The organism is Bradyrhizobium sp. UFLA06-24 (genome assembly GCF_054967145.1).
In genome coordinates this window covers 1-24,397 of the sequence record NZ_JADFUE010000009.1, presented here as the reverse complement: position 1 = coordinate 24,397, position 24,397 = coordinate 1, and the positions used below count along the sequence as shown (strand labels likewise).

The window sequence follows — 24,397 nt, the reverse complement described above, 5'->3', positions numbered from 1 at the left end:
TCATGCCTTGCTTTTCTTCGCCGGCGTAGCCTCTTCCTTCGCATCTTCGCGATGCTCGCCGACACCGAGATAGATCAGGATTGGCGCCGCGATGAAGATCGAAGTGTAGGTGCCGACCAGCACCACGCCGAACATCATGACGGCCGTGAAGCTGTGGATGGCATGACCGCCGAACAGCAATAGCGCCAGCAACGCAAGCGTCACCGTCAAGTGGGTGATGATCGAGCGCGACAGCGTCGAGTTGATGGACTCGTTGAGCAGCTGCGGCATCGGCATCTTCTTGTAGCGCCGCAGCATTTCACGGATGCGGTCATAGATGACAACGGTGTCGTTGAGCGAATAGCCCAGAATGGTCAGAAGGGCCGCGATGCTGGTCAGGTCGAAATCGACCTGGCTGATCGACATGAAGCCGATGGTCAGCACGATGTCGTGCACGTTGGCGATCATGGCGCCGAGCGCGAACTGCCATTCGAACCGGAACCAGAGGTAGACCAGGATCGCAACGATCGCCAGCATCAGGCCGGCCATGCCCCAGCCCAGCAGTTCGCCGGAGACGCGTGGGCCCACCACCTCGACGCGGCGATACTCCACGGACTCGCCGAGGGCACCGCGAACCTTGTCCACGGCTTCCTGCTGCGCCTTGTCGCCGCCCGGCTGCTCGGCAACACGTAGCAGCACGTCGGCGGCACTGCCGAATTGCTGCAGCTGGACTTCGCCGAGGCCGAGGCTTCCAAGGGTCGTGCGCATCTGCGCAAGATCGGCGGTGCCCGACTTGGCCCGCACCTCCATCAAGGTGCCACCCTTGAAGTCGATGCCGAAGTTCAGGCCGTGGGTGAAGAACAGGGTGATGGCGACGATCGACAGCGCGGCCGAGATCGGAAAGCTGATGCGGCGGAAGCGCGTGAAGTCGAAATGCGTATTGTCCGGGACGATGCGCAGCGACGGCAGGACGCCAAGCACGCTGACCACGGTCAGCACTGCAATCAGGACGCCGAGAGAAATGAGAACGATTTGAGTAGTGGTCACAGTCGGCCTCGAATGATCAAATCGGCACAGTTTTCGGCCGCTTCCACTGTACCCACCAGGCCACGATCAGTCGGGTCATGGTGAAGGCGGTGAACACAGTGGTGATGATGCCGATGCCGAGCGTGACTGCGAAACCGCGCACCGGTCCGGTACCGATCATGAACAGGACGGCGGCGGCAATGAAGGTCGTGATGTTGGAATCGAGAATGGTCGCAAGCGCCCGCTTGAAGCCTGCATCGATCGCCGAGATCGGGCTTCTCCCGCCGCGCAGCTCCTCGCGGATGCGCTCATAGATCAGCACGTTGGAGTCGACCGCGATGCCGACGGTGAGCACGATGCCGGCGATGCCGGGGAGCGTCAGCGTGGCACTGAGCAGCGATAACAGGCCGAAAATCATCGCGACGTTGATGGTCACCGCGATATTGGCGAACACGCCGAACAGCCGGTACGTCACCAGCATAAATACGACGACCATGATCGAGCCGACATAGGCGGCGAGCTCGCCCTTCTCGATCGAGTCCTGGCCGAGCCCGGGACCGACGGTGCGTTCCTCGACCACCGTGAGCGGCGCAGGCAGCGCGCCGGCGCGCAAGAGGATCGCGAGGTCGTTGGCCGACTGCACGGTGAAGCTGCCGGAGATCTGGCCCTGACCGCCGGTGATCGGCTCGCGAATGACCGGCGCGGAGATCACCTTGTTGTCGAGGATGATCGCGAAGGGCACCCCGACATTCTCCTGCGTGGCCTGCGCGAACTTGCGGGAGCCCGAGCTATTGAACTTGAAGCTGACGACAGGCTCATTGGTGCGCTGGTCGAAGGTCGCCTGGGCGTCAGTCAGATCGCTGCCCGCAACCAGCACCTGCTTTTTGACCACATAGCCGGGCGGCGGCGGCGTAGCGGCCGGCAGGAATTCGGTGTCCGGGGGCAATCCGCCCTGCTGCGCCTGGTCCAGCGGCACCGAGGGATCGACCATGCGGAATTCCATCTTCGCGGTCTTGCCCAACAGCTCCTTCAAATGGGTGGGGTCCTGCAAACCCGGCACCTGCACCAGGATACGGTCGTTACCCTGGCGCTGGATGATGGGCTCGACGGTACCGAGTTCATTGACACGCTTCTCGACGATCTGGATCGACTGCTCGATCGTCTTGCGCAAACGCTCGACCATCGCCGCCTCGGGAATGCTGAGACGGATCAATCCGCCACCGGCATCGGCGACTTCAAGGTCGCGCTGGCCGCCGGACCCCATAAGGCCGCCAATCGGCTGCGCCAGCTCACGCAACTTGGCGAGCGCCGGCTGGGCATCCGCGTCCCTGATGCGCACCTCGACAGCATCGCCCTTCGTTACAATACCTGTGTAACCGATCCTGGCCTCACGCAGCACGCGGCGGACGTCGTCGCGGATCTGGTCGAGTCTTTCCTTCTTCACATAGTTGGAGTCGACCTCAAGCTGCAGAGACGAGCCGCCCTGCAAGTCGAGGCCGAGCACGAGCCGGCGCTGCGCCCAAGCGGGCCAAGTCTTGACCTGCGCCTCGGGGAAGAAGTTCGGGACCGCACAGAGGCACACGATCAGCGCCGTCAGGATAATCCCGAGCGCCTTCCACCGCGTGAAATACAACATCGACTGGACCTGTCAGATCAGGAGATTCGAGAGACTCGCGGAGAAGCGCTCACTTCGCCGCGGCGTCGTCCTTGGCGCTTTCCTTCGCGCTGTCCTTGGCCGGCTCGCCCTTGGCGCGCACGCCCGAGATCATCGACCGCATCTGGCGCACGCGCACACCGTCGGAGATCTCGAACTCGATCTGGTCGTCGTCGACCACCTTGGTGACCTTGCCAACCAGGCCGCCCGAGGTCACGACCGTGTCGCCGCGGCGGATGTTCTTCACGAGCTCGGCGTGGTCCTTCACCTTCTTCTGCTGCGGGCGCAGAATCAGGAAGTACATGATCACGAAGATCAGGGCGAACGGCAGCAGCGACATCAACATGCTGTTGGTGTCGCCGGCGCCCGCGGCCTGGGCATACGCAGGGGTAATCAGCATTCGGACGATCCTCGTGGAAACGGGGGAAGCCGGTCAGGCCTTGACGGCGACCGGTTCGGTCAAATTCGCGCGGACTATAGCGACCACCGCCCCAATTGCAACGCTGCCAGACCGCCCTTTTGGCCACCTTGCGGCGCGCCATCAGGCCCGATAAGGCTGCATTCTCAGGAACTTCGGACATGCCCAAAAACCTTAGCAAAAGCCCGGCCGGCAAAGGCCCCGGTACCCCTGCCAGGAAGTCCGCCCAGGTCGCGGCAAAACGCCCCAAGCCCGCCCAAAAGGCGGTCTCAAAGGCTCCCCTCAAGGCGGCTCCCGACCTGTCTCAGGAGCGCCTCGTCCGCGCACTGGAGACCATCGCGGCGCATCTCGCAGCCCAGGGCAAACCGGCCGTCGAACGCGAGTCGTTCGAGCGGGCGGACGCCTATGTCTGGCATCCGGACGGCCGCCTCGCAGCGGTGCCACGGGTCAGCCGCGTCGAGCTGTTCCTGTTGAAGGGCGTCGACCGGATGCGCGACATCCTGATGGAGAACACCGAGCGCTTCGCAAGCGGCCTGCCCGCCAACAACGCCCTGCTCTGGGGCGCGCGCGGCATGGGCAAATCATCCCTGGTGAAGGCAGCCCATGCCAGCATCAACGCCGACCGCAAACCCGCCGACAGACTGAAGCTGATCGAGATACATCGCGAGGACATCGAAACGCTGCCGATGCTGATGGAGAAGCTTCGCGATTCGAGCTTCCGCTTCATCGTATTCATCGACGACCTCTCCTTCGACGGCAACGACGCGTCCTACAAGTCGCTCAAGGCCGTGCTCGAGGGCGGCATCGAGGGCCGGCCCGAGAACGTCATCCTCTATGCCACCTCCAACCGCCGCCATCTGCTGGCGCGCGACATGATCGAGAACGAACGCTCGACCGCGATCAATCCCGGCGAAGCCGTCGAGGAAAAGGTCTCGCTGTCGGATCGCTTCGGCCTCTGGCTCGGCTTCCACCGTTGCAGCCAGGACGAATATCTCGCCATGGTGCGCGGCTATTGCGGCCATTTCGGCATCAAGATGGACGACGAGGCGCTGGAGCGCGAGGCCCTGGAATGGTCGACCACGCGTGGCTCGCGCTCGGGCCGTGTGGCCTGGCAATTCGTGCAGGAGCTGGCGGGCCGGCTAGGTGTGAAGCTGACGGCGAAATAGCCGAAGCTGCAACTCAGCAAACAACGAATATCGCCCGCTTTCGCGGGCGACAACTGCGTTGTTACGAAGAGAGAACGGGGGCCCGACGTCGACCTCAAGCCCCATTCAGGAATTGAAGCGGGTCAACCGGGCTCGATCCCTTACGGATCTCGAAGTGGAGCTGCGGCGACGCCACCTCCCCGGATTGACCCGACTTGGCAATGACCTGACCGCGCTTGATCGAATCGCCGCGTTTCACCAGCAGCTCACTCGCATGGGCATATGCGGTGACGTAGCCGTTGGAGTGCCGAACCAGGACCAGATTGCCGTAACCCTTCAGCTCGTTGCCGGAATAGGCAACGACACCGTCTTCCGCCGCCTTGATCGGCGTCCCCTCGGGCACCGCGACGTTGATGCCGTCATTGGACTTGCCGTTGGTCTTGGCGCCGTAGCTCGTGATCACCTTGCCGCGCACCGGCCAGCGGAAGGTCGGCAGCGAGCTTGTGGTCTCTGCCGCCTTCGCCGGCGTCTCGGCTGGCTTCTCTTCGATATTGGTGGTTGCCTGGGCCAGGCGCGCGCTCTGCGCAGGCCCGGCGACGGCAGCCACCTTGGTGGCAGGGACTGGAGTTGCCGCAACCGGCTGTAGCGCGGCCGCCACGGGAGCCGCCGTGACGGGCGCCGGAGCAAGCGGAGCCGCAACCGCCGCGGTCTTGGCGCCCGGCACGGTCAGCTTGGTACCGAGCCTGAGCTTCGCCGACGGCTCGAGACCATTGGCGCGGGCGAGCTCGGCCGCGGAGATATGGTTCTTCCGCGCGATGCTGGCGAGCGTGTCGCCGTGATTGACGAAGTGGAAGCTCGACGGTGCGGCTGCCGCAGCAACCGCCTTCGGCGCCACTGCGGGGGCAGCGGCGACTGCAGCAGGTGCACCCGGATGCGGGATGATCAGTTGTTGGCCAGGCGACAGCGCACGCGGGCCTTTGTAACCGTTGGCGGCCATGATCGCCTGCGGCGTGACGTGATAGCGCTTGGCGAGCACGTCGAGCGTGTCGCTGGTGCCAACGATGATCTTGGTCCCCCCGGCCGGTTGGGCTGCCGCAACCGAACGCGGCGGCACGGTGCCGGTGGCCTCAAGATGCGGCTGGGCCGGCGGCGTGTAGGAGCCGAGGCCACGCCCGCCTCCCGAGACGCCCCCACCCGCGGCGACGGGATAGGATTGCGGTGCGGCAACCGCTGGCGGCAAGGGCTGGGATTGGTAATAGCCGGGCTGGGTCTGCGGCCGCGCATACTGCGGCAGCTCACGCTGCGGCGGCGGAGCCTGCTGCACCGAACCGGTCGATTCAGAGAAGGGATTGGAGAAGTTCGACTGGGACAGCCGCGACGACATGTCGGCACTGCACCCTGCGAAGCTGAAGGAAATCAGCGCCAGCACCGCGACCTGCGGTACGCGGCGCGAGTAAAGCAACTCGGCGACAACAGACATGGTTACTCACTCGTACGCAACAGAACTGGTGTTTTAAGTAAACACGCGTCGAGTAAATAACGGCTTAACCCTCCCAATAAGATGTTGGATGTGCAACCAATCCGGAATTCTACAGCTCACGCGCCACTCCGGGCAGCGCCGGCACGAAGCGGACCTCGACGAGTTCCTTGCGTTCGATGCCGGATTCGGTCCGGCTGAGGCGCGTCAGCGTCTGCACGCCCTGATGAGGGCCGACCGGCGCGATCAAGATGCCGCCGATGTCGAGCCGCTCGATCAGGTTCTCCGGAATCTGCTCAACCGCGGCGGTAACGATGATGCGGTCGAACGGACCGATATTCGACGGCAAATTGAGACCGTCGCCGAGCATCACCTCGACATTGTAACAATTCAGCTTTTCAAGCCTGGCGCGCGCGTCGTCAGCCAGCTTGCGATAGCGCTCGACCGTCAACACCTGCCCCGCCAGGCGCGACAGCACGGCGGCCTGATAGCCGGAGCCGGTGCCGATCTCGAGCACGCGGTGTTGCTTCTGGAGCTGGAGCTGCTCGGTCATATAGGCGACGACGAAGGGCTGACTGATCGTCTGCCCGCAGGCGATCGGCAGTGCGCTGTCACGATAGGCGCCATCCCGATCAGAGGCCTCGACGAACAGCTCACGCGGCACCTCCTCCATGGTCCGCAACACGGTCTGGTCACTGATGCCGCGACGCCTCAGCGTGAGCTGAAACATCATCTTTTCCGGCGGAGGCTGGTTGGAGGTCATCGCTGCTTATGTTGTCTCGTCCGGAACCGGAAGCTTGTTCCCGTTCAGGAACCCATGATAGCCTTATGACCTTGGCATTTGACCACAAATTGGCTTGCAGCGGAGGGGCCACCGCGGCCTTTTCAAGTGTCGGTTGGCCGAAACGCGCATTGCTTCGATTCGTGTTATCTGCGAACGTTTTCGCAAATGGGCAAGGACTCAACGACAATGACCGCGACAGGGCTTTCCGGCCGCTCTGTATTCCTCGTCGAGGACGAGGTGATGATCCGCATGATGGTTGCGGATATGCTGGAGGAGCTTGGCTACAAGGTCGCGGCCGAAGCGGGAGACATTTCCGAGGCAATGCGGCTCGCCCAGGCCACGGAGTTCGACATCGCCATTCTCGACGTCAACGTCAACGGGAAGGTCATTTCCCCGGTCGCCGACGTCATCAAGGCCAAGGGCTGCCCCTTTATCTTCGCAACCGGCTACGGCTCGTCGGGCCTGCCCGAGCAATATCGCGATCGGCCCGCCCTTCAGAAGCCGTTTCAGCTCGACGCGCTCGGCAAGACCATCGAAGCCGCGCTTCGCAACGATTAGCCTCTACTTGAGCGTCGCGCTCAGCTCTTCGGAAAACGCTTCATTGGTGCGGTCGAGCCGGAGCGGCGTGACCGAGACGTAGCGCTCGCGCAACGCTGCGAGATCGGTGCCGTCCGCCGGCGTGTCCATCATCGCCGCGCGCTCGAAGCCGATCCAGAAATAGGGATTGTTGCGGCCGTCCCTGCGTTCGTCGATCCGCAAGAAACCGAGATTGCGCTTGCCCTGTCGGGTCACGCGAATGCCGAGCACGTCCTCCGGCGCGCAGGACGGGAAGTTGACGTTGATGACGGTATCCTTCGGGATCCCGGCCTTGATCACCTTGCGCAGGATGTCGGGGCCGAACTTGCGCGCGGTGTCCCACGGTGGCCGCTCGCGGGTCTCGACGCTGAATTCCTGAGACAGCGCGAATGACGGGATCCCCAGAATGGTGCCTTCGAGCGCGCCGGCGATGGTGCCGGAATAGACCACGTCCTCAGCAACGTTGCGGCCCTTGTTGACGCCGGAGAGCACGACGTTGGGCAGCTCGGCACCGAGGATGTGGCGCGCGCCCATGATGACGCAGTCGGTCGGCGTGCCGCGCACCGCAAAGTGCCGCGGGCCAACTTCGCGCAGTCGCAGCGGATCGTTCAGCGACAGCGAATGAGACACGCCGGACTGATCGAGCTCGGGCGCCACCACCCACACATCGTCGGACAGAGCGCGTGCGATCTCCTCAACGACCTTGAGGCCGGGAGCGTGGATGCCGTCATCATTGGTGCAGAGAATGCGCATGCCGGTGGTCAATTCCTGAAAGGAGGTCAGGCGGTCTTATCCGGCTGGGACCGATCAGGCAAACCGGCTTTGACGCAGATCTCACCCGCAATCCCCGCCGATTGCCGCAACGCAACAATCTAGCCCATTCCGCCTTAGCGGCGGATACGCCATTGCGGCAGGAATCGCGCGAGCCGCCCCTCCGCATACAGCTTCATCTCCGGCACGACGGAGCTGACGGCGGATATGTCGACCACTCCGAGCGCCTCTAGAGGAGCAATCATCGGGTCCAGCGCGGATGCTTGCGGAAAGCGTTCCCGCGCTACCGCAAGCGCCTTGTCGAAATCCGCGGCATTCACACCCGGCTTCGCCCGCCGACTCCCCACGAGATCATCGTCCCAGAGTCGGGCGACCTCGATGTCCAGCACGCCACGCAGGCGCTGATCCACGGCCTGGATCCCGGCACCCGTCACCGCCCATTGTCTGCCAATCCAGAAGATGTCGCGGTGCAAGGCCATGAACAGAGGTCAGAGTTGTCGGAGATCGGCAGGATAGCCGGCCGTCCGATCTTCGCAACCAAACGTTTTGACGTTTAGGCCGGCAACCGCCCTACTCGCGTGCGATCACCTTCAGCCCACCCATATAGGGCTGCAGCACGCTGGGGACGGCGATCGAGCCGTCCTCCTGTTGATAGGTCTCCATCACGGCGATCAGCGCGCGGCCGACGGCCGTGCCCGAGCCATTCAACGTGTGCACGAAGCGCGGCTTGCCATCCGGGCCGCGCGAGCGCGCATCCATGCGCCGCGCCTGGAAGTCGCCGCAGACCGAGCAGCTCGAGATCTCGCGGAACATGCCGCCGTCGCCTTGCCCAGGCATCCACACCTCGATGTCATAGGTTTTTTGCGACGAGAAACCCATATCCCCTGCGCAGAGCGTCATCACGCGATAATGCAGGTCGAGCTTCTGCAGCACCTGCTCGGCGCAGGACAGCATCCGCTCGAGTTCATCCCTGCTGGTTTCGGGCGTGGTGATCGAGACCAGTTCGACCTTGGTGAACTGGTGCTGGCGGATCATGCCGCGGGTATCGCGTCCCGCCGCCCCCGCCTCGGCGCGGAAGCACGGCGTCAGCGCGGTGAGACGCATGGGGAGTTGCTTCTCGTCGAGAATGGATTCACGCGCGAGATTGGTGAGCGACACTTCCGCGGTCGGGATCAGGCCGAGGCGTTCGGTCTTCAGCCGCTCATGATCGGGCGCGGCCAGCAGCTCGCCCTTGATGGCCCAGAACTGATCGTCCTCGAATTTCGGCAACTGCCCGGTCCCGAACATCACCTCGTTGCGCACGAGCAGCGGCGGGTTGATCTCGGTATAGCCGTGTTCGGTGGTATGCAGGTCCAGCATGAATTGACCGATCGCGCGTTCGAGACGCGCGAGCCCCTTCTTCAGGACGACAAAGCGCGCACCGGAAAGCTTCGCCGCGGCCTCGAAATCCATGTAGCCGAGCGCCGTGCCGAGATCGTCGTGCAGCTTCGGCGCGAAGCCGTAATTGCGCCTGGCGCCGAACACGTGGTGCTGGACGTTACCGTGCTCGTCGACACCATCGGGCACTTCATCGAACGGGATGTTCGGGATCGCGGAGAGCTCCCTCGTCAGCTCCTCGTCGGCCGCCTTCGCAGCGGCCTCGAGCTCCGGCATCGTGGTCTTGAGCTCGGCGACCTCGGCCATCAGCTTGGCCGCGCGCGCCTCGTCTTTTGCCTTCTTGGCGTCACCGATTTCCTTGGACGCAGCATTGCGCCGCGCCTGCGCCTGCTCCGAGGCCAGGATCGCCGCCCGCCGCCTCTCGTCGATCGCGAGCAGCGAGGCCGACAGCGGCGTCAAGCCGCGTCGGGCAAGGCCCGCGTCGAAGACTTGCGGATTGTCGCGGATTGATTTGATGTCGTGCATGGCGGCGGTCCTGAATCAGCGCGTCAACATACAACGGAGCACGTTGTCAATTTACATTGGCGCGCGCTTCCCCCTAGCACAGCTGTCATCGCCAGCGAAAGCGGGCGATCCAGTATTCCAGAAGCGGCAGTGATTCTCCGAGGAGCTGCGGCCTACTGGATTCCCCGCTTTCGCGGGGAATGACATCGGGGGTAAGATGCCCTTACTCGGCCGGATTGGCCGGCGTCGAGACGTCGGTGCTGGTCGTAGACTGCGCGGCCGCCGCCTTCTTCTCCACCATCGCCACCGAGATGATCGAGCCCTCGTAGAGCGCAAGCAGGGGAATCGCGAGCGAGCACTGGCTCAGGATATCCGGCGGCGTCAGGACTGCCGCGATGATGAAAGCCAGGACGATGAAATAGCGGCGCTTCTCGCGCAACATTTTCGAGGTGATGATGCCGACCCGCCCGAGCAGCGTGAGGATCACCGGAAGCTGGAAGGCGATGCCGAAGGCGAAGATCAGTGACATCATCAGCGACAGATATTCGCCAACCTTGGGCAGGAGCTGGATCTGCGCGGTCTCCGCGCCACCCATCTGCTGCATGCCGAGCGAGAAGCGCACCAGCATCGGGAGCACGACGAAATAAACCAGCGTCGCACCGAGCACGAAGAAGAACGGCGTCGCGACCAGATATGGCAAGAAGGCCTGCTTTTCGTGCTTGTAGAGACCCGGCGCGACGAACTTGTAAATTTGCGTCGCAACGATCGGGAACGAGATGAAGCCGGCCCCGAACAGCGCGAGCTTGAGCTGGGTGATGAAGTATTCCAGCAGCGCCGTGTAGATGAATTTCGAGTTCTCAGCGCCTGCAACCCACACGAACGGCCAGACCAGCACGTTGTAGATCTGCTTGGCGAAGAAGAAGCAGAAGATGAAGGCCACGCCGAAGCCGAGCAGCGCCTTGATCAGCCGCGAGCGCAGCTCGATCAGATGGTCCATCAGCGGGGCTTTGCTGGCCTCGATATCGGCGTCGCTCATGACGCTTTGGCGTCCTTGATCGCTTCCGAGGGCGCGGTGTCCTGCGCCACCGATGACTGCTCGACCTCACTGACAATGGCGAGCGGCTCATTCACCGCCGCATGCGCCTCGGCCTCCACGAAAGTCTCCGGTGTCGGCGCTTCAGGCGTGGTCGGGGTTACCGGCGCTTCAATTGAAGTCGCTGGCGGTTCGACAGCAGTCGTCGTGGGCGCCTCAGCCGGCTTGTCGAGCGCATCGACGCGGAGCGCGTCGCTGACGTCCTTCTGGAGCGAGGTCATCAGACCGCCGCTCGTGAAGCCGCTGGCGGCTTCCTTGACCTCGTCAAAGCTCTTCTTGAGGTCGGCCATCTCGGCCTCGCGCATCGCTTCCTGGAACTGCCCCTGAAATTCGGCAGCCATCTTGCGGGCCTTGCCCATCCACTGCCCGACCATGCGCAGCACGCCCGGCAGCTCTTTCGGGCCAATGGCGACCAAGGCCACGACCCCGATCAGAACCAGCTCACTCCAGCCGATGTCGAACATGACGTCTTCCGCTCACGCGAAGTCACCTATCGGCCCAATCCCTCACCCGCAGGATCGGTCCGCTTCCGGGGTCTCGCGTGCTCCTGGCTCAGACGGCCTTGCTGCCGACGTCGGACCGCGCCGCAGTCGGCGCCGCATTGTGCTCGATGGACTTCGAGGGCTCCTGCTTCTCGGCAGGTTTATCGTCGTCCTGCATGCCCTTCTTGAAGGCCTTGATGCCCTGCGCCACGTCGCCCATCAGATCCGAAATCTTGCCGCGGCCGAACAGCAGCAGGACCACTGCGATCACCAAGATCCAGTGCCAAATGCTAAGTGAACCCATCCTGCAACCCTCCAAACGCGTATGGCCGGGACCCGGCCGATCTTGACCGGAACGTAGGCTTCGCAGGCCTCAAAAACAAGGACCAAGGCAGCGCCAATTCGCTGTTGGCGCTACGCAATCTTGCTAGTGTTAACCGGTCGGAGGGGACCCGTAGAAGCCCGGAGGATCACTCCTCGCTTCCGCCCTCGCCGCCCTCATTGCCGCGTTCCGGTGGTGTCTCGGGCTCGACCGCAGGCGCCAGCGCCAGATCGAGCTCCTCGCCGGGTTCCAAGGGATCCTCGTCCTCACGCAGCGCCGGATCATCCGAGGGAGTCGGTACGCTGAAACCAGTCGGCAGGCGCGAATCGAGAAGGCCAGTGCCCTTCAGCTCCTCGAGCCCCGGGAGATCGCCAAGCTGCTCCAGGGTGAATTGCGACAGGAACTCCTCGGTGGTTCCGAAAGTCAGGGGACGGCCGGGTGTCTTGCGGCGGCCCCGCGGCTTAATCCAACCGGTTTCCAGGAGCACGTCGAGCGTGCCCTTCGAGGTCACCACGCCGCGGATCTCTTCGATCTCGGCACGTGTCACAGGCTGGTGATAGGCGATGATGGCCAGCACCTCGATCGCCGCGCGCGACAGGCGCCGGGTCTCGTGGCTCTCGCGCGTCATCAGCCAGGAGAGATCGCCGGCGGTGCGGAACGTCCATTTGTTGGCAACCCGCACGAGGTTCACGCCGCGCGACCCATAGTCGGCCTGGAGCTGCTCAAGCGCAGCCTTCACATCCACCCCTTCGGGCATGCGCTTGGCCAGCGTCGCGGTATCCAGCGGTTCACTCGAGGCGAACAGCAGCGCTTCCAGCAGCCGCAACTCCTCGGGACGTGCCTGGGATTCGTTCTCCATCGGCTCGGCCTCTTCTACCCGCACTTCAGCCAGGCTTGCCATGGCAGCTTCTCCTTCTTGCACTTAAACGACCGGCGCGTCGGGCGCAGGAGCTGCGCCCGCGACCGGTTTCCCGCGCCCCTTGCGGAAATAAATGGGCGCAAACGCCTCTTTCTGGTTCAGCTCGAGCTGACCTTCGCGCACGAGCTCGAGCGCAGCGGCGAAGCTCGAGGCGAACACCGTCGCGCGCTGCGTCGGATCGGCGACGTGACGGATCAGGAAATCGTCGAGCACGCCCCAATCGTCCTGTTCGGTGATGCTGCCGACCAGCCGCTCCAGCGTGGCGCGCGCCTCGGCGAGCGACCACACCGTGCGCTTTGCCAGATGCACGCTCGCCAGCACGCGCGACTGGCGCTGCGAGGCATAGGCCGTGAGCAAATCGTACAGCGTCGCGGTGTATTTCGGATGCTTGATCTCGGCGATCTGCTCGGGCTCGCCACGCGGGAAAATGTCGCGCAGCAATTGCTGCCGGTTCATCAGCCGGTTGGCGGCTTCGCGAATGGCTTCGAGACGGCGCAGACGGTTGGCGAGCGCAGTCGCCATTTCCTCGGCGCTCGGCCCCTCCGCACTGGGCGGCTCGGGCAGCAGCAGGCGCGACTTCAGAAAGGCGAGCCAGGCGGCCATTACGAGATAATCGGCAGCAAGCTCCAGGCGGATCTTTCGCGCAGCTTCGATGAAGCGAAGATACTGATCGGCAAGCGCCAGGATCGAGATCTTGGCAAGATCGACCTTTTGCTGCCGCGCCAGCGCCAGCAACAGATCGAGCGGACCCTCATAGCCCTCGACGTCGACCACCAACGCCGGCTCGCCCTCGGCCAGCTCTGCGGGCCGCCCGGTTTCAAACGATAGAATTTCTGCGGTCATGCGGATGCCGTGGTTGCGGTCAATGCGTCCCGTTGCGCATTGTCGTTGCTGTGGAGCGGTGCGCCGGCCGCGAACGTGACGCGTTTTCGTCCGCCAATGCTTCCCGCCAGCGCCTTCATCGGCACGTCACTACTCATCAACAAATCTTGGAACCCGATTGCGCTGCGAATCACCTGAGTAATCATTGTCGCAGAAGTCGTCACTGGATGGACTGGGTCCGAGGCGCCATCCACGGGAATGGTGAGAGCGGCGAGATTGACCACAAGGGCCTGTCGCGCGGCCAATTCCTCAGCAGCAGCCGTAGCTTGGATCGAAATCTCGAAGCTAAGCCTGAAGGAAATGACGTCCCAACGGCATTCGGCACGGACAAACGGCCGCCCAGCGGCGGTCAGTTCCCTTCCGGATACGCCGGTATTGAAAGCCCGCGTGCTCATAGGGCCGATTAACCCTGCCCCAGGAGGGGGTCAAGGAAACGGCTGCTAATTCCTCTGGACGAAGCAGGCAGACAAGCCGGCGGATTTGAGATTGTTGCAAGCTTGGGTCGCTTCTTCGGCCGAACCGTAGGGACCGGCAAAGGCGCGGTAGACGATCCCCTTGCCCTTCTCCGTCAAATCGACCCGCTTGATCACCGGCGAGCGGGATCCGAGCACGCTGCCATATTTGCTCTGCAGCACACGGTATGACGCGGCGGCGCTCTCCTCGCTCTGCTGCGAGGACACCTGCACCACATAGCCGCCACCGCCGCTGCTCGCTGGCGCGATCTGCGTCGGATTGGTCGCGGCCATGCGCTGCGGCGGCTCAGCCGGCGCGGCTTGCGGCGCCAGCGAAAGCGGCTGGTTGACACTGGCATTCGCGGAGGTCGGCGGCGTACGCGGCGCGGCAATGGGCTTGGCTGGCGCGACCGGCTTGACGGGCGACGGCGCAGCGGCCTGAGGCGCGGTACTGTCGGTTTGATCACCCTTCACAACCACGACCTTGACCGAGCGAGGCGAAGCGTTCGGCATCGTCCCGTTGCTCGGCACCGGACCGGCGCTCTGCGGCGGAACGGTGGACGGCGAAACGCTCGCAACCGGCGGCGGGTTGGCATTCTGGTTCAGCGGCGGGAATATCACGCGGGGACCGGCCGCCTTGGCGTTGACGTCGACGGGAGCCTCCTCGCGCGGCACGATCTTCTCGCTACCGTCACCGCTCACCATGCGGTCCGGCACCTTGGCCGAGGAGTCCGACGGCGCCGGCACGATCTTGGTCGGCGTGTTATCGGCCTTGATGATTGGCGGCTCACCGCTGCGGGGCGAACCGATATAGGTCTTGTACGCAAAGGCCGCACCGGTGCCGACCACGGCGAGCGCGAGGATTGCCGCGACCGTCATCATGCCGCCGCGCGACTTCCGGGGCTCGTCGAGATCGGCCTCGGGATAGTCGCTCTGGAACGCGTAGGGATCATCCGGATAGGCCGGCTCACGCTGAAAATCCTGCTCGCCCGCCTCGAGCCGCCCGTAGAGCGCATCATCGTAGCGCGCCGGATCGGGCTGCTCGTAAGGCGCCTCGTCGGCCTGCTCCTGATGATAGGCTTGATCCCGATAGGCCTGATCCTGATATGCCTGCGGCTGATGATACTGCGGCTCGGGCGCAGCCGGCTGGGCGGAGTAGCGATGCAACGGATGAACCGGATTTACGGCGACGGGATAGTCAGGCTCGGGCGCCGGCTGCGGCTGCACGTTGGCACGCCGCATCCATGAGGGCGGCCCCGGCTGCGGCGGCGGTGCAGGCTCGGGGTCATCCTGCTGATACTCGTCCTGCGGATAATCGTCGTCCTGATAAGTTTGAGCCGGTGCGACTGCTGCCGGCCGCGCACCCGGGCGCCCCTGCGGCGCGAATGGATCGGTCTGGCCGATCAGGCGGGCGAGCTCGGCCAAGGGATCGTTTTCCGCCTTCCCATGCTGGTCGGCGCCGCGACCATAGTCATCGGAGGGAAACGGTCTGTCGTAATATCGATCGGCCATCGTGATGATGCGTCCCTTCGGGAAAGCCGCGCGCCCCTCGACCAAGGCGCGGCTTTCGACCCACAAGGCTTTCAACCAAGTCTAAGCGATCCGGCTTCTGCCGGTACCCCCAATATTCCCGTCAAGTAGTTCGCCCCAAACTACCGCATCTCGTCCGGAGCATGGACGCCGAGGATGGCGAGGCCCGATGCCAGGACAGAGACGACGCCCTGGACCATGGCCAGCCGCGCCTTTGTAAGATCTGCATCATTATTGATAATGAAGCGTAAATAGGGCAAATCGCGCCCTTTCGTCCAAAGTGCGTGAAATTCGCTCGCTAAGTCATAGAGATAAAAGGCAATACGGTGCGGCTCGTGGGCCGCGGCGGCGGCTTCCAGCACCCGCGGATAAATTGCGAGGCGCTTAAGGAGATCGAGCTCGACGGGATCCGACAGCCGTTCCACCGCCGACTCACCGAGCCACGCGATGCGCTTGTCGGCATCCTCGGGCAGGTCCGGGAACACCTCGGCCCGCGCGTTGCGGAAAATCGAGTGACCGCGGGCGTGGCCGTACTGGACATAGAATACCGGGTTATCTCGCGACTGTTCCATGACCTTGGCGAGGTCGAAGTCGAGCACCGCGTCGTTCTTACGGTAGAGCATCATGAAGCGGACGGCATCCTGGCCGACTTCATCCACCACCTCACGCAAGGTGACGAAGTCCCCGCTTCGCTTGGACATTTTCACGGGCTCGCCGTTGCGCAAGAGCTTCACGAGCTGGACGATCTTGACGTCGAGCGAGCCCTTGCCCGAGGTCGTCGCCTTCACCGCCGCCTGCATCCGCTTGATGTAGCCGCCGTGATCGGCACCCCAGACGTCGATCATCTCCGCAAAGCCGCGGTCGAACTTGTTCTTGTGGTAGGCGATGTCGGAGGCGAAGTAAGTGTAGGAATTGTCCGACTTGATCAGCGGGCGGTCGACGTCATCGCCGTAGGCGGTCGCCTTGAACAGCAGCTGCTCGCGGTCTTCCCAATCCTCGACCGGCGCGCCCTTCGGCGGCGGCAGGCGGCCTTCGTAGATGTCGCCCTTGGCTTTCAGGAAATCGATGGTCTCGGCAACCTTGTTGTTGCCGGTCTCGATCAGCGAACGCTCCGAGAAGAAGACGTCGTGACGGATGTTGAGGGCGGCGAGATCGTCCTTGATCTCGTCCATCATCATCGCGATCGCCTTGGCGCGTACCGTCGGCAGCCACTGCGTCTCGCTCATCGCCAGCAGCTTGTCGCCGTGCTCCTTGGCCAGCGCCTGCCCGACCGGCTTCAGATAGTCGCCGGGATAGAGCCCTTCCGGGATCGCGCCGATGTCCTCGCCGAGCGCCTCGCGGTACCGGAGGAACGCGGAGCGCGCGAGCACGTCGACCTGGGCGCCGGCGTCGTTGATGTAATATTCGCGGGTGACCTCATGGCCGCCGAACTGGAGCAGGCTTGCCAGCGCGTCGCCGAACACGGCGCCGCGGCAATGGCCGACATGCATCGGCCCGGTCGGATTGGCCGAGACGTATTCGACGTTGACCTTGGAGCCGCCGCGGACGCGGCCGTAATCGGCCCCCTCGCGCAGCACGGTCCGCAGCGCCTCGGCCCAGGCAGAGGGCTTGAGCGTCAGATTGATGAAGCCGGGACCGGCGACATCGACCTTGGTGATCAGCGGGTCGTTGCGGAGCCTTTCGGCGATCTGCTCGGCGAGATCGCGGGGCTTTGCCTTTGCCTCTTTCGCAAGCACCATCGCGGCGTTGGTCGCCATGTCGCCATGGGAGGCATCGCGCGGCGGCTCGACCACCACGCGCGACACATCGATGCCCTCAGGCCACTTGGCTTCCGCCGCGAGCGCGCGGCAGGCGGCGTGCACGCGTGCGAGCACGTCGGCGAACAGATGCGGGGCTGAGGATGTCTCGGGCATGGCCGCCGCCTAACGCAAATCCGGGGTCGAGTCAAAGAGCCGCTGGTGCTCGGTCAGGGCGAAACGGTCGGTCATTCCGGCAATGAAATTGCCGATCCGGCGGGCCCGGTCGCCCTCGTTGTCCGCCTCCGCCCCCACCAGCCATTCCGGCGGCAGGTCGGCCGGCGATTTCAGGTATTTCGCGAACAGGTCGCACACGATCTGTTCCGCCTCGGCCATCACCCGCATCACCCTGGTATGGCGGTACATGTGCCCGTAGAGGAAGGTCTTGATCGCGGCCTCCTCCTCGGCGACTTCAGGCGGAAAGGCGACCAGCGCCCGGCTCTGCTGGCGCACGTCTTGGGCCGATTGCGGCCGGACGGCGGCAATGTTCTTCTGCGCCTCCGCAAACACCGCGCCGATCAGATGCGAGATCAACTCGCGCACCAGCTCAGCCCCTCGCCTGACATCCTCGAGATCGGGATAGTGCGCCGAGGTCTCCGCAATGATCTCCGCCGTGAGCGGCATGACCTTGAGATCGTCGAGATGGAAGAGGCCTGCGCGCAGGCCGTCGTCGATGTCATGGGCGTCATAGGCGATGTCGTCGGCAATCGCGGCGACCTGCGCCTCCAGCGAGGCGAAGCTCCAGAGCTCCAGATCGTATGTCTTGATGTAATCGGCGATGCCGACGGGAACGCCGTGCTCGCGATAACGGCCGACCGGCGCGCCGCTGCGATCGGTCAGCGGGCCGTTGTGCTTGACGATCCCCTCTAGCGACTCCCAGGTCAGGTTCAGCCCGTCGAACTCGGGGTAGCGGTGCTCCAGCGAGCCGACGACCCGGAGCGCCTGGGCATTGTGGTCGAAGCCGCCGAAATCCTTCAGGCAGGCATCCAGCGCCCGCTCGCCGGCATGGCCGAACGGCGGGTGGCCGAGATCATGGGCGAGCGCCAGGGTTTCGGTGAGGTCCTCGTCCAGCCCGAGCTGGCGGGCCAGCGCGCGGGCGATCTGCGCCACCTCCAGCGAATGGGTCAGCCGGGTCCGGTAATGGTCGCCCTCGTGGAACACGAACACCTGGGTCTTGTACTTCAGGCGGCGGAACGCGGTCGAATGGATCACGCGGTCGCAGTCCCGCCGGAACGGGCTCCGGGTCCGGCTCGGCGGCTCGGCGACCAAGCGGCCACGGCTGCGCTCGGGGTCGCAGGCATAGGGCGCGCGGGGAGCTGCCATTCCGACGGACACGACGAATTTAGTCCCTATCCATTTGATTCTGCGTATCCTTGCACTTAACTATGCCGGACGCGGGATACCAAATGAATTGGCTATGACGCGGACGACGACCGGAGACGAGCTATGACCACCCCTGTGACCATCAGTGACCGCGCCGCACGCCGGATCGGGGAGATCCTCAAGGGCGAAGGCACCGGCGCGATGCTGCGCATCTCGGTCGAAGGCGGCGGCTGTTCCGGCTTCCAGTACAAGTTCGACATCGACCGCGACCGCACCGACGACGATCTCGTCATCGAGCAGGACAATGCCGTGGTGCTCGTCGATTCCGCCTCCCAGCCCTTCCTGGCGGGCTCGCAGGTCGATTTCGTCGATGACCTGATCGGCGCCTCGTTCCGCGTCAACAACCCCAACGCGACCGCGTCCTGCGGCTGCGGCACCAGCTTCTCGATCTAGCCCGACCCAAAATCTGCAAAACAACCCCATGCACAGTAGCCGGGACAACGCGCGGTTGATTTCGGCTTTTGCGAATATTGTTTGACGCGTCGGGCAAAACAGGGGTAATATGTGATCCTGGCAAATCGGGCCCGACGCGTGGAATCTCGATCTGGATGAAGCGACGGAGAATTTCCTTGCAGGTACGATCTCCCGCTCTATAGCCAGATGCGCAGCGCAAGCCCTTCGTTTCTCGAGAGGGCGCGTCAATGAGCCGGAAGAACAAGGTTCCGCTGGCCGATCGCGTGGCCAAGGCGGCTGAAGCCGCGCTTGACGCCAGGCAGTTTGCGAGCGCCATCGACATCCTTGTCGGGATCGGGTGGCTTGACCTCGAAGCGGTCGAGCGTTGGCGCCGCGGGCAAGTCGAATGCCTGGAGGAAGTCGTCCGGATCGACTTGCCGCGAATTTCCGAGGCGCTGCGGCTTTTCCGGTCCTGGTCGGTCGCGCAGGGATTGCTTGCAACCCGGACGGAGTATGTCGCACGCACGCCGCATCGCCAGATGCTGCGTTTCAGCTGTAGCGGAAATCCGGCGGTCGAAGAGGCTTATCGCACACATTGGGTCTCACCTGCGCTTTCCGAAAAAAAGCGTGAGCGTCTGTCGACGAAGACAAGTCGAGCCCCCGAACTGGTGGCTGTCCAGCCATTGAACGCGGAGTGGAAATGCCATCGGTGTGGCGGCACCGGCGACCTCCTGATGATGGAGGGTCCCGGCCCGGCATGCCTGCGCTGCGTCGGCCTCGATGATCTCGAATTTCTGCCGGCAGGCGACGCCTTGAAGACGCGACGCGTGAAGGCAAGGAGTCCCCGATATGCCGTTGTCGTTCGCTTCAGCAAGACCCGCGGCCGCTACGAACGGCAAGGTCTGCTGGTCGAGCCGGAGGCGCTCACGGATGCGCAATGATGCGACAGAGTCTTCGTGCACCTCATAGGACAATCCGTTCGATCACTCCCCGAAGGGATTCGAGAGTCCGTGGTCGAGAGCAGAGCGCGACATTGAACCAAATCGCGGATCCGCGCACATAAGTTGTGCCGTTGGCTGTGCCATAGCGTAACCGCAAGGCATCAGAGCCCATCCTTATCGGCGTGGCACGCCAATCGCTGTAGTCGTTGATCCAATGCGCATGATCGATCGCCTGCTCTGTTGCCTGTTCCTCTTCCTTGCCATCGCGACCGTCCCGGTGCGCCACGTGCACGCCGCCGAAAGCTGTCCGTTCATCGGCGCCAAGGAGCTCGCCGGCGCGATGCCGACGCTCAAATGGTCGCTGATCTCAAATCAGGACGGCCGCGGCTGCATCTACCAGGCCGGGCGCGGCGACACGATGATGCTGACCGTATTCGGCAATCCCGACAGGGACCGCGCCAGGGAGATGTACGCGACCTTCGTCAAGACTCTCAGTGAGCGCATGCCGCTCAGCGCGGTGTCCGGGATCGGCGATGACGCTCAGCGCGGGACGACCGCCGCCGACGCGAAGCGCCAGGAGGACTCGATCATCGCCTTGTCAGGCGACTACATCCTGCAGATCGCCGTCTATCCGATCGCCCGGCGCTCCGACGAGGCACTGCTCGGCCCCCTCACCCAGGTCGCCCGCGTTGCCGTCGGAAATATGAGCAAGACTAGCGAGCGGTTCGGCGACTGCGAATGGCTTACGCCAGCGGATGCCGACGGATTCCTCGACAAGAGGACGCTTCAGGTCCAGCGGACCGGTTCGGGCAGCTGCATGATGTTCGATCGCGAGGCCAACACCATGATCGTCGCCGTCATCGCGACCTTGCGCGACACGGCCGTCAGCATGATGAAGCGCCCAAGCCCCTGCCAACATGTGGCGATCCCCGAGCTCGGCAGTGAAGCGTTCGGTGAGCATTCCTGCACCAAGGGTAACGGCAACGCCGTCAACATCTTTGTCTGGAAGAACGGCAAGCAGGCTTCGATCCTGTTCGCGCCGGTGAAGCCGCATCCGGAGTCCGGCTCAGTCGAGCGCCTGAAGGCGGTCGCGACAAGGGTCTATGGAAAGCTGTAACGACTGGGCCAGCCTCTCGATCTGGCGAGCGCTCAAGCCCCGGTCATCTGCCGTTCCTCGTCCGTCCACTCCACCACATCAGGCATCAGATCCGGCTGCAGCGGTGCTTCCTCCGTCATCACGTGGCCGTCCAGCGCGCGCAGCAAGGCTGCGGCCAGCGCGGGCTTGCGCAGCGGCTTGGCGAGGAAGTCCGACATGCCGGCTTCGCGGCAAATCCTGACGTCATCGGGGAAGGCATTGGCGGTCAGCGCAATGATCGGCAAGATGGCGAAACGGCCGCCTTCGGCGCGGATCGCACGGGTTGCAGCGAGGCCGTCCATCTCGGGCATGCGGACGTCCATCAGCACGATGTCGTAATCGCCTTCGGACACGGCAGCGATAGCCTCGACGCCGTCGGCGACGACCCGCAGCTCGACGTCGAAGGTGCCCAGCATCTTGCTCACGACCATCCGGTTGACGGCGTCGTCCTCCGCGACCAGCACCTTCAGCGGCCGGTCGAGACCCGCAATGCGGGCCTTTAGCTCGTCGATTTCGTCGCGGTCCGCCTGGTCCGACGCCTGCGCCTGGCTCCACGGCAACACCAGCGTGAAGCGGAAGGTCGAGCCCTCGCCCGGCGTCGAGGTGACGCCGATGGTGCCGCCCATCTGCTCGATGATGCGCCTCGAGATCGCAAGGCCAAGGCCGGTGCCGCCGAAGCGGCGGCTGATCGAGGCATCGGCCTGGGCGAAGTCGGAGAACAGCTGGCCGAGCTTCTCCGGCGCGATGCCGATGCCGCTGTCGGTCACGGTCCATTCGACGGTCGCGAGCAGGTCGCGGCGCGCCTGGCAGATGGCCTTGATCGTCACCTCGCCATGGTCGGTGAACTTCACCGCATTGGAGGCGAGATTGAGCAGCACCTGGCGGATGCGCGCGACATCGCCGCGCAGCGTCGGCGGCAGGTTCGGATCCAGCTCGACCCTGACGTCGAGCCCCCTGCCTTTGGCGCTCACGCGCACGACGTTCGCAACCGTCTCGACCAGCGTCTGCGGCGCAAAGTCGATCGCCTCGAACTGGAAGCGTCCGGCCTCGAGCTTGGAGAGGTCGAGGATGTCGTTGAGGATGCGCTGCAGGTTGTCGCCGGATTCGCGGATCGTGATGACCGCCTCGCGCTGGTCCGGATCGAGGTTGGTTTCAAGCAGCATGCTGGCAAGCCCAAGCACGCCGTTCATGGGCGTGCGGATCTCGTGGCTCATGACAGCGAGGAAATCCGACTTGGCGCGGCTCTCGGCTTCGGCCTTCTCGGCGCGCCAGCGCTCGGTGACGTCCCGGCCGAAGCCGCGATAGCCGAGAAACTGGCCGTCACGATCATGGGCCGGTTTCGCCGTCAGCGACCACAGCCTCGCCTCTCCGCCGGTGACGACCTTGAGGTTCATCTCGTGCAGCGGCTCGCCATGCTCCATCAGGCCGACGACGTTATAGGCGGCCGCCTTGTCCTCGGGGCAGAGCATGTCGAGCACGTCGACGAAAGCCGCTCCTTTCAGCAGCGGAAGCGGCAGTTGCGCGACATCGGCGAAGCGCTGCGGCACGTCCGTCAGACGTCCCTCGGCGTCGGTCTGCCACAGCCAGTCGCTGGCGTTCTCCTGAAAGTCCTTGAGCAGCAGCGAGATGATCTCGGTCTGGCGTTCGAGCTCCAGCCGGGCCTTGAGATTGCCGAGGAACAGATTGCCTTGCGAGACGATGTTGCGCGCCATGAAGAACGCGAACAGCAGCAGGAACACCGCCGTCACCAGATACGGCCCGGTGCCGCAAAGCAAGAGCGCCCCGGCGCAGGCGATCGTCATGGTGGCGAGATAGACGAGGCCCGCCCGCGGAAAGGTCGACAGCGTGAAAGCGCCGCCCGACATCATGCCGACCATCAAGCAGGCGAGGATGAGCTGGCTGGTCGGCTCTACCAGGCTGAACAAGACGAGCGGCAGCGTGCCCCAGGTCGCGGCGAGGAAGAACGCCTGCCGTAGCATCTGGCGCGCCGCGCGGGGCGAAGCCTCCTGCGGCGGATTGCGGTGCGACCGACGCCATGCGCGTACGGCGAGCGACCCGGTGAGAGCAAGGGTCATGGCCCAGATCGCGAGGAATTCGTTCAGGCCCCTGCCCCAGAACAGGATCAGCACGATGGCGACGTTGAGCATGGTGACCGCCATGGTCACCGGAATCAGCCGCATCACTGCATCGATCTGCTTGGCGCGGATCCGGCGCAGCTCGCGCTCGCTGAGATTGGCGGTGAGGCCGTCCTCGATCTCGAAGCCGCCGAGCCAGTACAGGAACGCCCCGATCAGCCCGTCGCGCGGCTCAGCCCGTTGTGAAGATTTGACCAGCCATCCCATCCCAAGGAACCTTTTCCGTATCAATGACCTACGGCCGGCTTAAGCCGGGTTAATTTTGTGGGAGATTTTGCGGCATCCTTGACGGGCGCGTTGGCAGTTTGTTCTAACCAGAACCCTTGGTCCGGAGCCTGCCGACATGCCCATCAGAGTTGCGACGTGGAACGTGAATTCGGTCCGGCAGCGGATCGACCTCCTCCTGACCTGGCTGAAGGAGTGTCAGCCCGACATCGTCTGCCTCCAGGAGATCAAATGCGTCGACGAGGCCTTTCCGCGGCTGGAGATCGAGGCGCTCGGCTACAACGTGGTGACCCATGGGCAGAAGACGTTCAACGGCGTCGCCCTGCTCTCCAAGCTCAAATTCGACGAGACCAAGTCGGGGCTATCAGGTGACGACGAGGACACGCACGCCCGCTTCCTCGAGGGCGTGGTGACGCTCAAGCGCGGGGTGCTGCGCATCGCATGCCTCTATCTGCCCAACGGCAACCCTGTCGGCACCGAGAAATATCCCTACAAGCTCAAATGGATGTCGCGGCTTCTTGAGTATTCGAAGGAGCGCCTCAAGACCGAGGAGCCGCTGATCCTCGCCGGCGACTTCAATGTCATTCCGCACGCCCGCGACGTCCACAACCCCGCCGCCTGGACCGAGGACGCGTTGTTCAAGGCCGAGACCCGGGAGAGCTTCCAGTCCCTGCTCGGCCTCGGCCTGACCGATGCCTTGCGCGCCGTCACGGACGAGCCGGGGCTCTACACCTTCTGGGACTACCAAGCCGGGGCCTGGCAGAAGAACCAGGGCCTGCGCATAGACCACCTCCTGCTGTCGCCCCAGGCCAGCGACCGGCTCGCCAATGTCGGCATCGACAGCTACGTGCGCGCCTGGGAGAAGCCGTCGGACCACGTGCCTGTTTGGGCGGATCTGGATCTGGAGGCGGCGTAGGGCTCGCTATCAGACGGTGGGCACGGTCAGGGAGCGGATTGCAGGAGCCAGCCGCAATCGCAGCTGCCGTAGCGGGCAAAGG

The 24,397-nt window shown here is 64.1% G+C and carries 24 protein-coding genes; 6 read left to right on the top strand and 18 right to left on the bottom strand.

The window, feature by feature from the left end; all coding sequences use genetic code 11:
- Genes secF through yajC form a run of 3 tightly spaced genes read right to left on the bottom strand, consistent with a single transcriptional unit; the run spans window position 1 to window position 3,059 of the window.
- The gene (gene secF / locus IF809_RS10105; protein ID WP_128966400.1) at window positions 1–1,026 is read right to left on the bottom strand and encodes a protein translocase subunit SecF; all 1,026 of its coding nucleotides are present in this window, start codon (window positions 1,024–1,026) and stop codon (window positions 1–3) included.
- A 16-nt stretch (window positions 1,027–1,042) separates the two neighbouring features.
- A complete protein-coding gene (gene secD, locus IF809_RS10100) occupies window positions 1,043–2,641 on the bottom strand; it encodes a protein translocase subunit SecD (RefSeq protein WP_453978783.1) in 1,599 nt (532 codons plus the stop codon).
- 49 nt (window positions 2,642–2,690) lie between these two features.
- Window positions 2,691–3,059, bottom strand: a complete 369-nt coding sequence (gene yajC / locus IF809_RS10095) for a preprotein translocase subunit YajC (RefSeq protein ID WP_092229337.1) — start codon at window positions 3,057–3,059, stop codon at window positions 2,691–2,693.
- A gap of 179 nt (window positions 3,060–3,238) precedes the next feature.
- Between yajC and IF809_RS10090 the strand changes: the two genes are divergently transcribed.
- Window positions 3,239–4,243, top strand: coding sequence for an ATP-binding protein (locus IF809_RS10090; protein WP_462837489.1), 1,005 nt, complete (start codon window positions 3,239–3,241; stop codon window positions 4,241–4,243).
- Window positions 4,244–4,337: 94 nt separating this feature from the next.
- On the opposite strand, the gene IF809_RS10085 is transcribed toward IF809_RS10090, so the two are convergent.
- Both IF809_RS10085 and IF809_RS10080 read right to left on the bottom strand, forming a co-directional pair.
- A complete protein-coding gene (locus IF809_RS10085) occupies window positions 4,338–5,702 on the bottom strand; it encodes a peptidoglycan DD-metalloendopeptidase family protein (protein ID WP_453978781.1) in 1,365 nt (454 codons plus the stop codon).
- 109 nt (window positions 5,703–5,811) lie between these two features.
- A complete protein-coding gene (locus IF809_RS10080) occupies window positions 5,812–6,462 on the bottom strand; it encodes a protein-L-isoaspartate(D-aspartate) O-methyltransferase (protein WP_453978780.1) in 651 nt (216 codons plus the stop codon).
- A gap of 207 nt (window positions 6,463–6,669) precedes the next feature.
- Between IF809_RS10080 and IF809_RS10075 the strand changes: the two genes are divergently transcribed.
- On the top strand, window positions 6,670–7,041 hold the full coding sequence (locus IF809_RS10075) for a response regulator (protein WP_128966405.1): 372 nt from the start codon (window positions 6,670–6,672) through the stop codon (window positions 7,039–7,041).
- Window positions 7,042–7,044: 3 nt separating this feature from the next.
- On the opposite strand, the gene surE is transcribed toward IF809_RS10075, so the two are convergent.
- From surE to IF809_RS10015, 12 genes are all read right to left on the bottom strand, one after another.
- The gene (gene surE, locus IF809_RS10070; protein ID WP_453978779.1) at window positions 7,045–7,812 is read right to left on the bottom strand and encodes a 5'/3'-nucleotidase SurE; all 768 of its coding nucleotides are present in this window, start codon (window positions 7,810–7,812) and stop codon (window positions 7,045–7,047) included.
- A 134-nt stretch (window positions 7,813–7,946) separates the two neighbouring features.
- Window positions 7,947–8,309, bottom strand: coding sequence for a hypothetical protein (locus tag IF809_RS10065; RefSeq protein WP_462837488.1), 363 nt, complete (start codon window positions 8,307–8,309; stop codon window positions 7,947–7,949).
- Window positions 8,310–8,400: 91 nt separating this feature from the next.
- Complete coding sequence (gene serS / locus IF809_RS10060) at window positions 8,401–9,732, bottom strand: serine--tRNA ligase (protein WP_462837487.1); 1,332 nt, start codon at window positions 9,730–9,732, stop codon at window positions 8,401–8,403.
- A gap of 202 nt (window positions 9,733–9,934) precedes the next feature.
- Window positions 9,935–10,747, bottom strand: a complete 813-nt coding sequence (gene tatC / locus IF809_RS10055; RefSeq protein ID WP_453978776.1) for a twin-arginine translocase subunit TatC — start codon at window positions 10,745–10,747, stop codon at window positions 9,935–9,937.
- Window positions 10,744–11,268, bottom strand: a complete 525-nt coding sequence (tatB, locus tag IF809_RS10050; protein WP_453978775.1) for a Sec-independent protein translocase protein TatB — start codon at window positions 11,266–11,268, stop codon at window positions 10,744–10,746. The genes tatC and tatB overlap by 4 nt, the downstream gene beginning before the upstream one ends.
- Window positions 11,269–11,356: 88 nt before the next feature.
- Window positions 11,357–11,590: a twin-arginine translocase TatA/TatE family subunit gene (locus IF809_RS10045; protein WP_027529733.1), complete on the bottom strand. Its 234-nt coding sequence runs from the start codon at window positions 11,588–11,590 to the stop codon at window positions 11,357–11,359.
- Between the two features lie 166 nt (window positions 11,591–11,756).
- Complete coding sequence (gene scpB, locus IF809_RS10040) at window positions 11,757–12,509, bottom strand: SMC-Scp complex subunit ScpB (protein ID WP_462837486.1); 753 nt, start codon at window positions 12,507–12,509, stop codon at window positions 11,757–11,759.
- A gap of 21 nt (window positions 12,510–12,530) precedes the next feature.
- Window positions 12,531–13,370 (bottom strand): segregation and condensation protein A, encoded by an 840-nt coding sequence (locus tag IF809_RS10035; protein WP_453978773.1) that lies wholly within the window; start codon window positions 13,368–13,370, stop codon window positions 12,531–12,533.
- Window positions 13,367–13,804: a hypothetical protein gene (locus IF809_RS10030; RefSeq protein ID WP_462837485.1), complete on the bottom strand. Its 438-nt coding sequence runs from the start codon at window positions 13,802–13,804 to the stop codon at window positions 13,367–13,369. The genes IF809_RS10035 and IF809_RS10030 overlap by 4 nt, the downstream gene beginning before the upstream one ends.
- 45 nt (window positions 13,805–13,849) lie before the next feature.
- Window positions 13,850–15,373 (bottom strand): SPOR domain-containing protein, encoded by a 1,524-nt coding sequence (locus IF809_RS10025; protein ID WP_453983654.1) that lies wholly within the window; start codon window positions 15,371–15,373, stop codon window positions 13,850–13,852.
- Between the two features lie 140 nt (window positions 15,374–15,513).
- A complete protein-coding gene (argS, locus tag IF809_RS10020; RefSeq protein WP_462837484.1) occupies window positions 15,514–17,304 on the bottom strand; it encodes an arginine--tRNA ligase in 1,791 nt (596 codons plus the stop codon).
- Between the two features lie 9 nt (window positions 17,305–17,313).
- Window positions 17,314–18,510: a deoxyguanosinetriphosphate triphosphohydrolase gene (locus tag IF809_RS10015; protein ID WP_453990783.1), complete on the bottom strand. Its 1,197-nt coding sequence runs from the start codon at window positions 18,508–18,510 to the stop codon at window positions 17,314–17,316.
- A 123-nt stretch (window positions 18,511–18,633) separates the two neighbouring features.
- Here IF809_RS10015 and erpA point away from each other — a divergent pair, with 123 nt between their 5' ends.
- The 3 genes from erpA to IF809_RS10000 all read left to right on the top strand — a co-directional run bounded on the left by erpA (window position 18,634) and on the right by IF809_RS10000 (window position 21,021).
- The gene (gene erpA, locus IF809_RS10010; protein ID WP_128966415.1) at window positions 18,634–18,963 is read left to right on the top strand and encodes an iron-sulfur cluster insertion protein ErpA; all 330 of its coding nucleotides are present in this window, start codon (window positions 18,634–18,636) and stop codon (window positions 18,961–18,963) included.
- Window positions 18,964–19,247: 284 nt separating this feature from the next.
- Entirely contained in the window at window positions 19,248–19,904 is a 657-nt protein-coding gene (locus IF809_RS10005) for a hypothetical protein (protein WP_462837483.1), read from the top strand.
- A gap of 214 nt (window positions 19,905–20,118) precedes the next feature.
- A complete protein-coding gene (locus IF809_RS10000) occupies window positions 20,119–21,021 on the top strand; it encodes a hypothetical protein (RefSeq protein ID WP_462837482.1) in 903 nt (300 codons plus the stop codon).
- Window positions 21,022–21,053: 32 nt separating this feature from the next.
- On the opposite strand, the gene IF809_RS09995 is transcribed toward IF809_RS10000, so the two are convergent.
- The gene (locus IF809_RS09995) at window positions 21,054–23,381 is read right to left on the bottom strand and encodes an ATP-binding protein (RefSeq protein WP_462837481.1); all 2,328 of its coding nucleotides are present in this window, start codon (window positions 23,379–23,381) and stop codon (window positions 21,054–21,056) included.
- A gap of 136 nt (window positions 23,382–23,517) precedes the next feature.
- Here IF809_RS09995 and xth point away from each other — a divergent pair, with 136 nt between their 5' ends.
- Window positions 23,518–24,315 carry an exodeoxyribonuclease III gene (gene xth / locus IF809_RS09990; RefSeq protein WP_462837480.1) on the top strand — a complete coding sequence of 266 codons (798 nt, stop codon included), beginning with the start codon at window positions 23,518–23,520 and terminating at the stop codon, window positions 24,313–24,315.
- Window positions 24,316–24,397 lie beyond the last annotated feature (82 nt).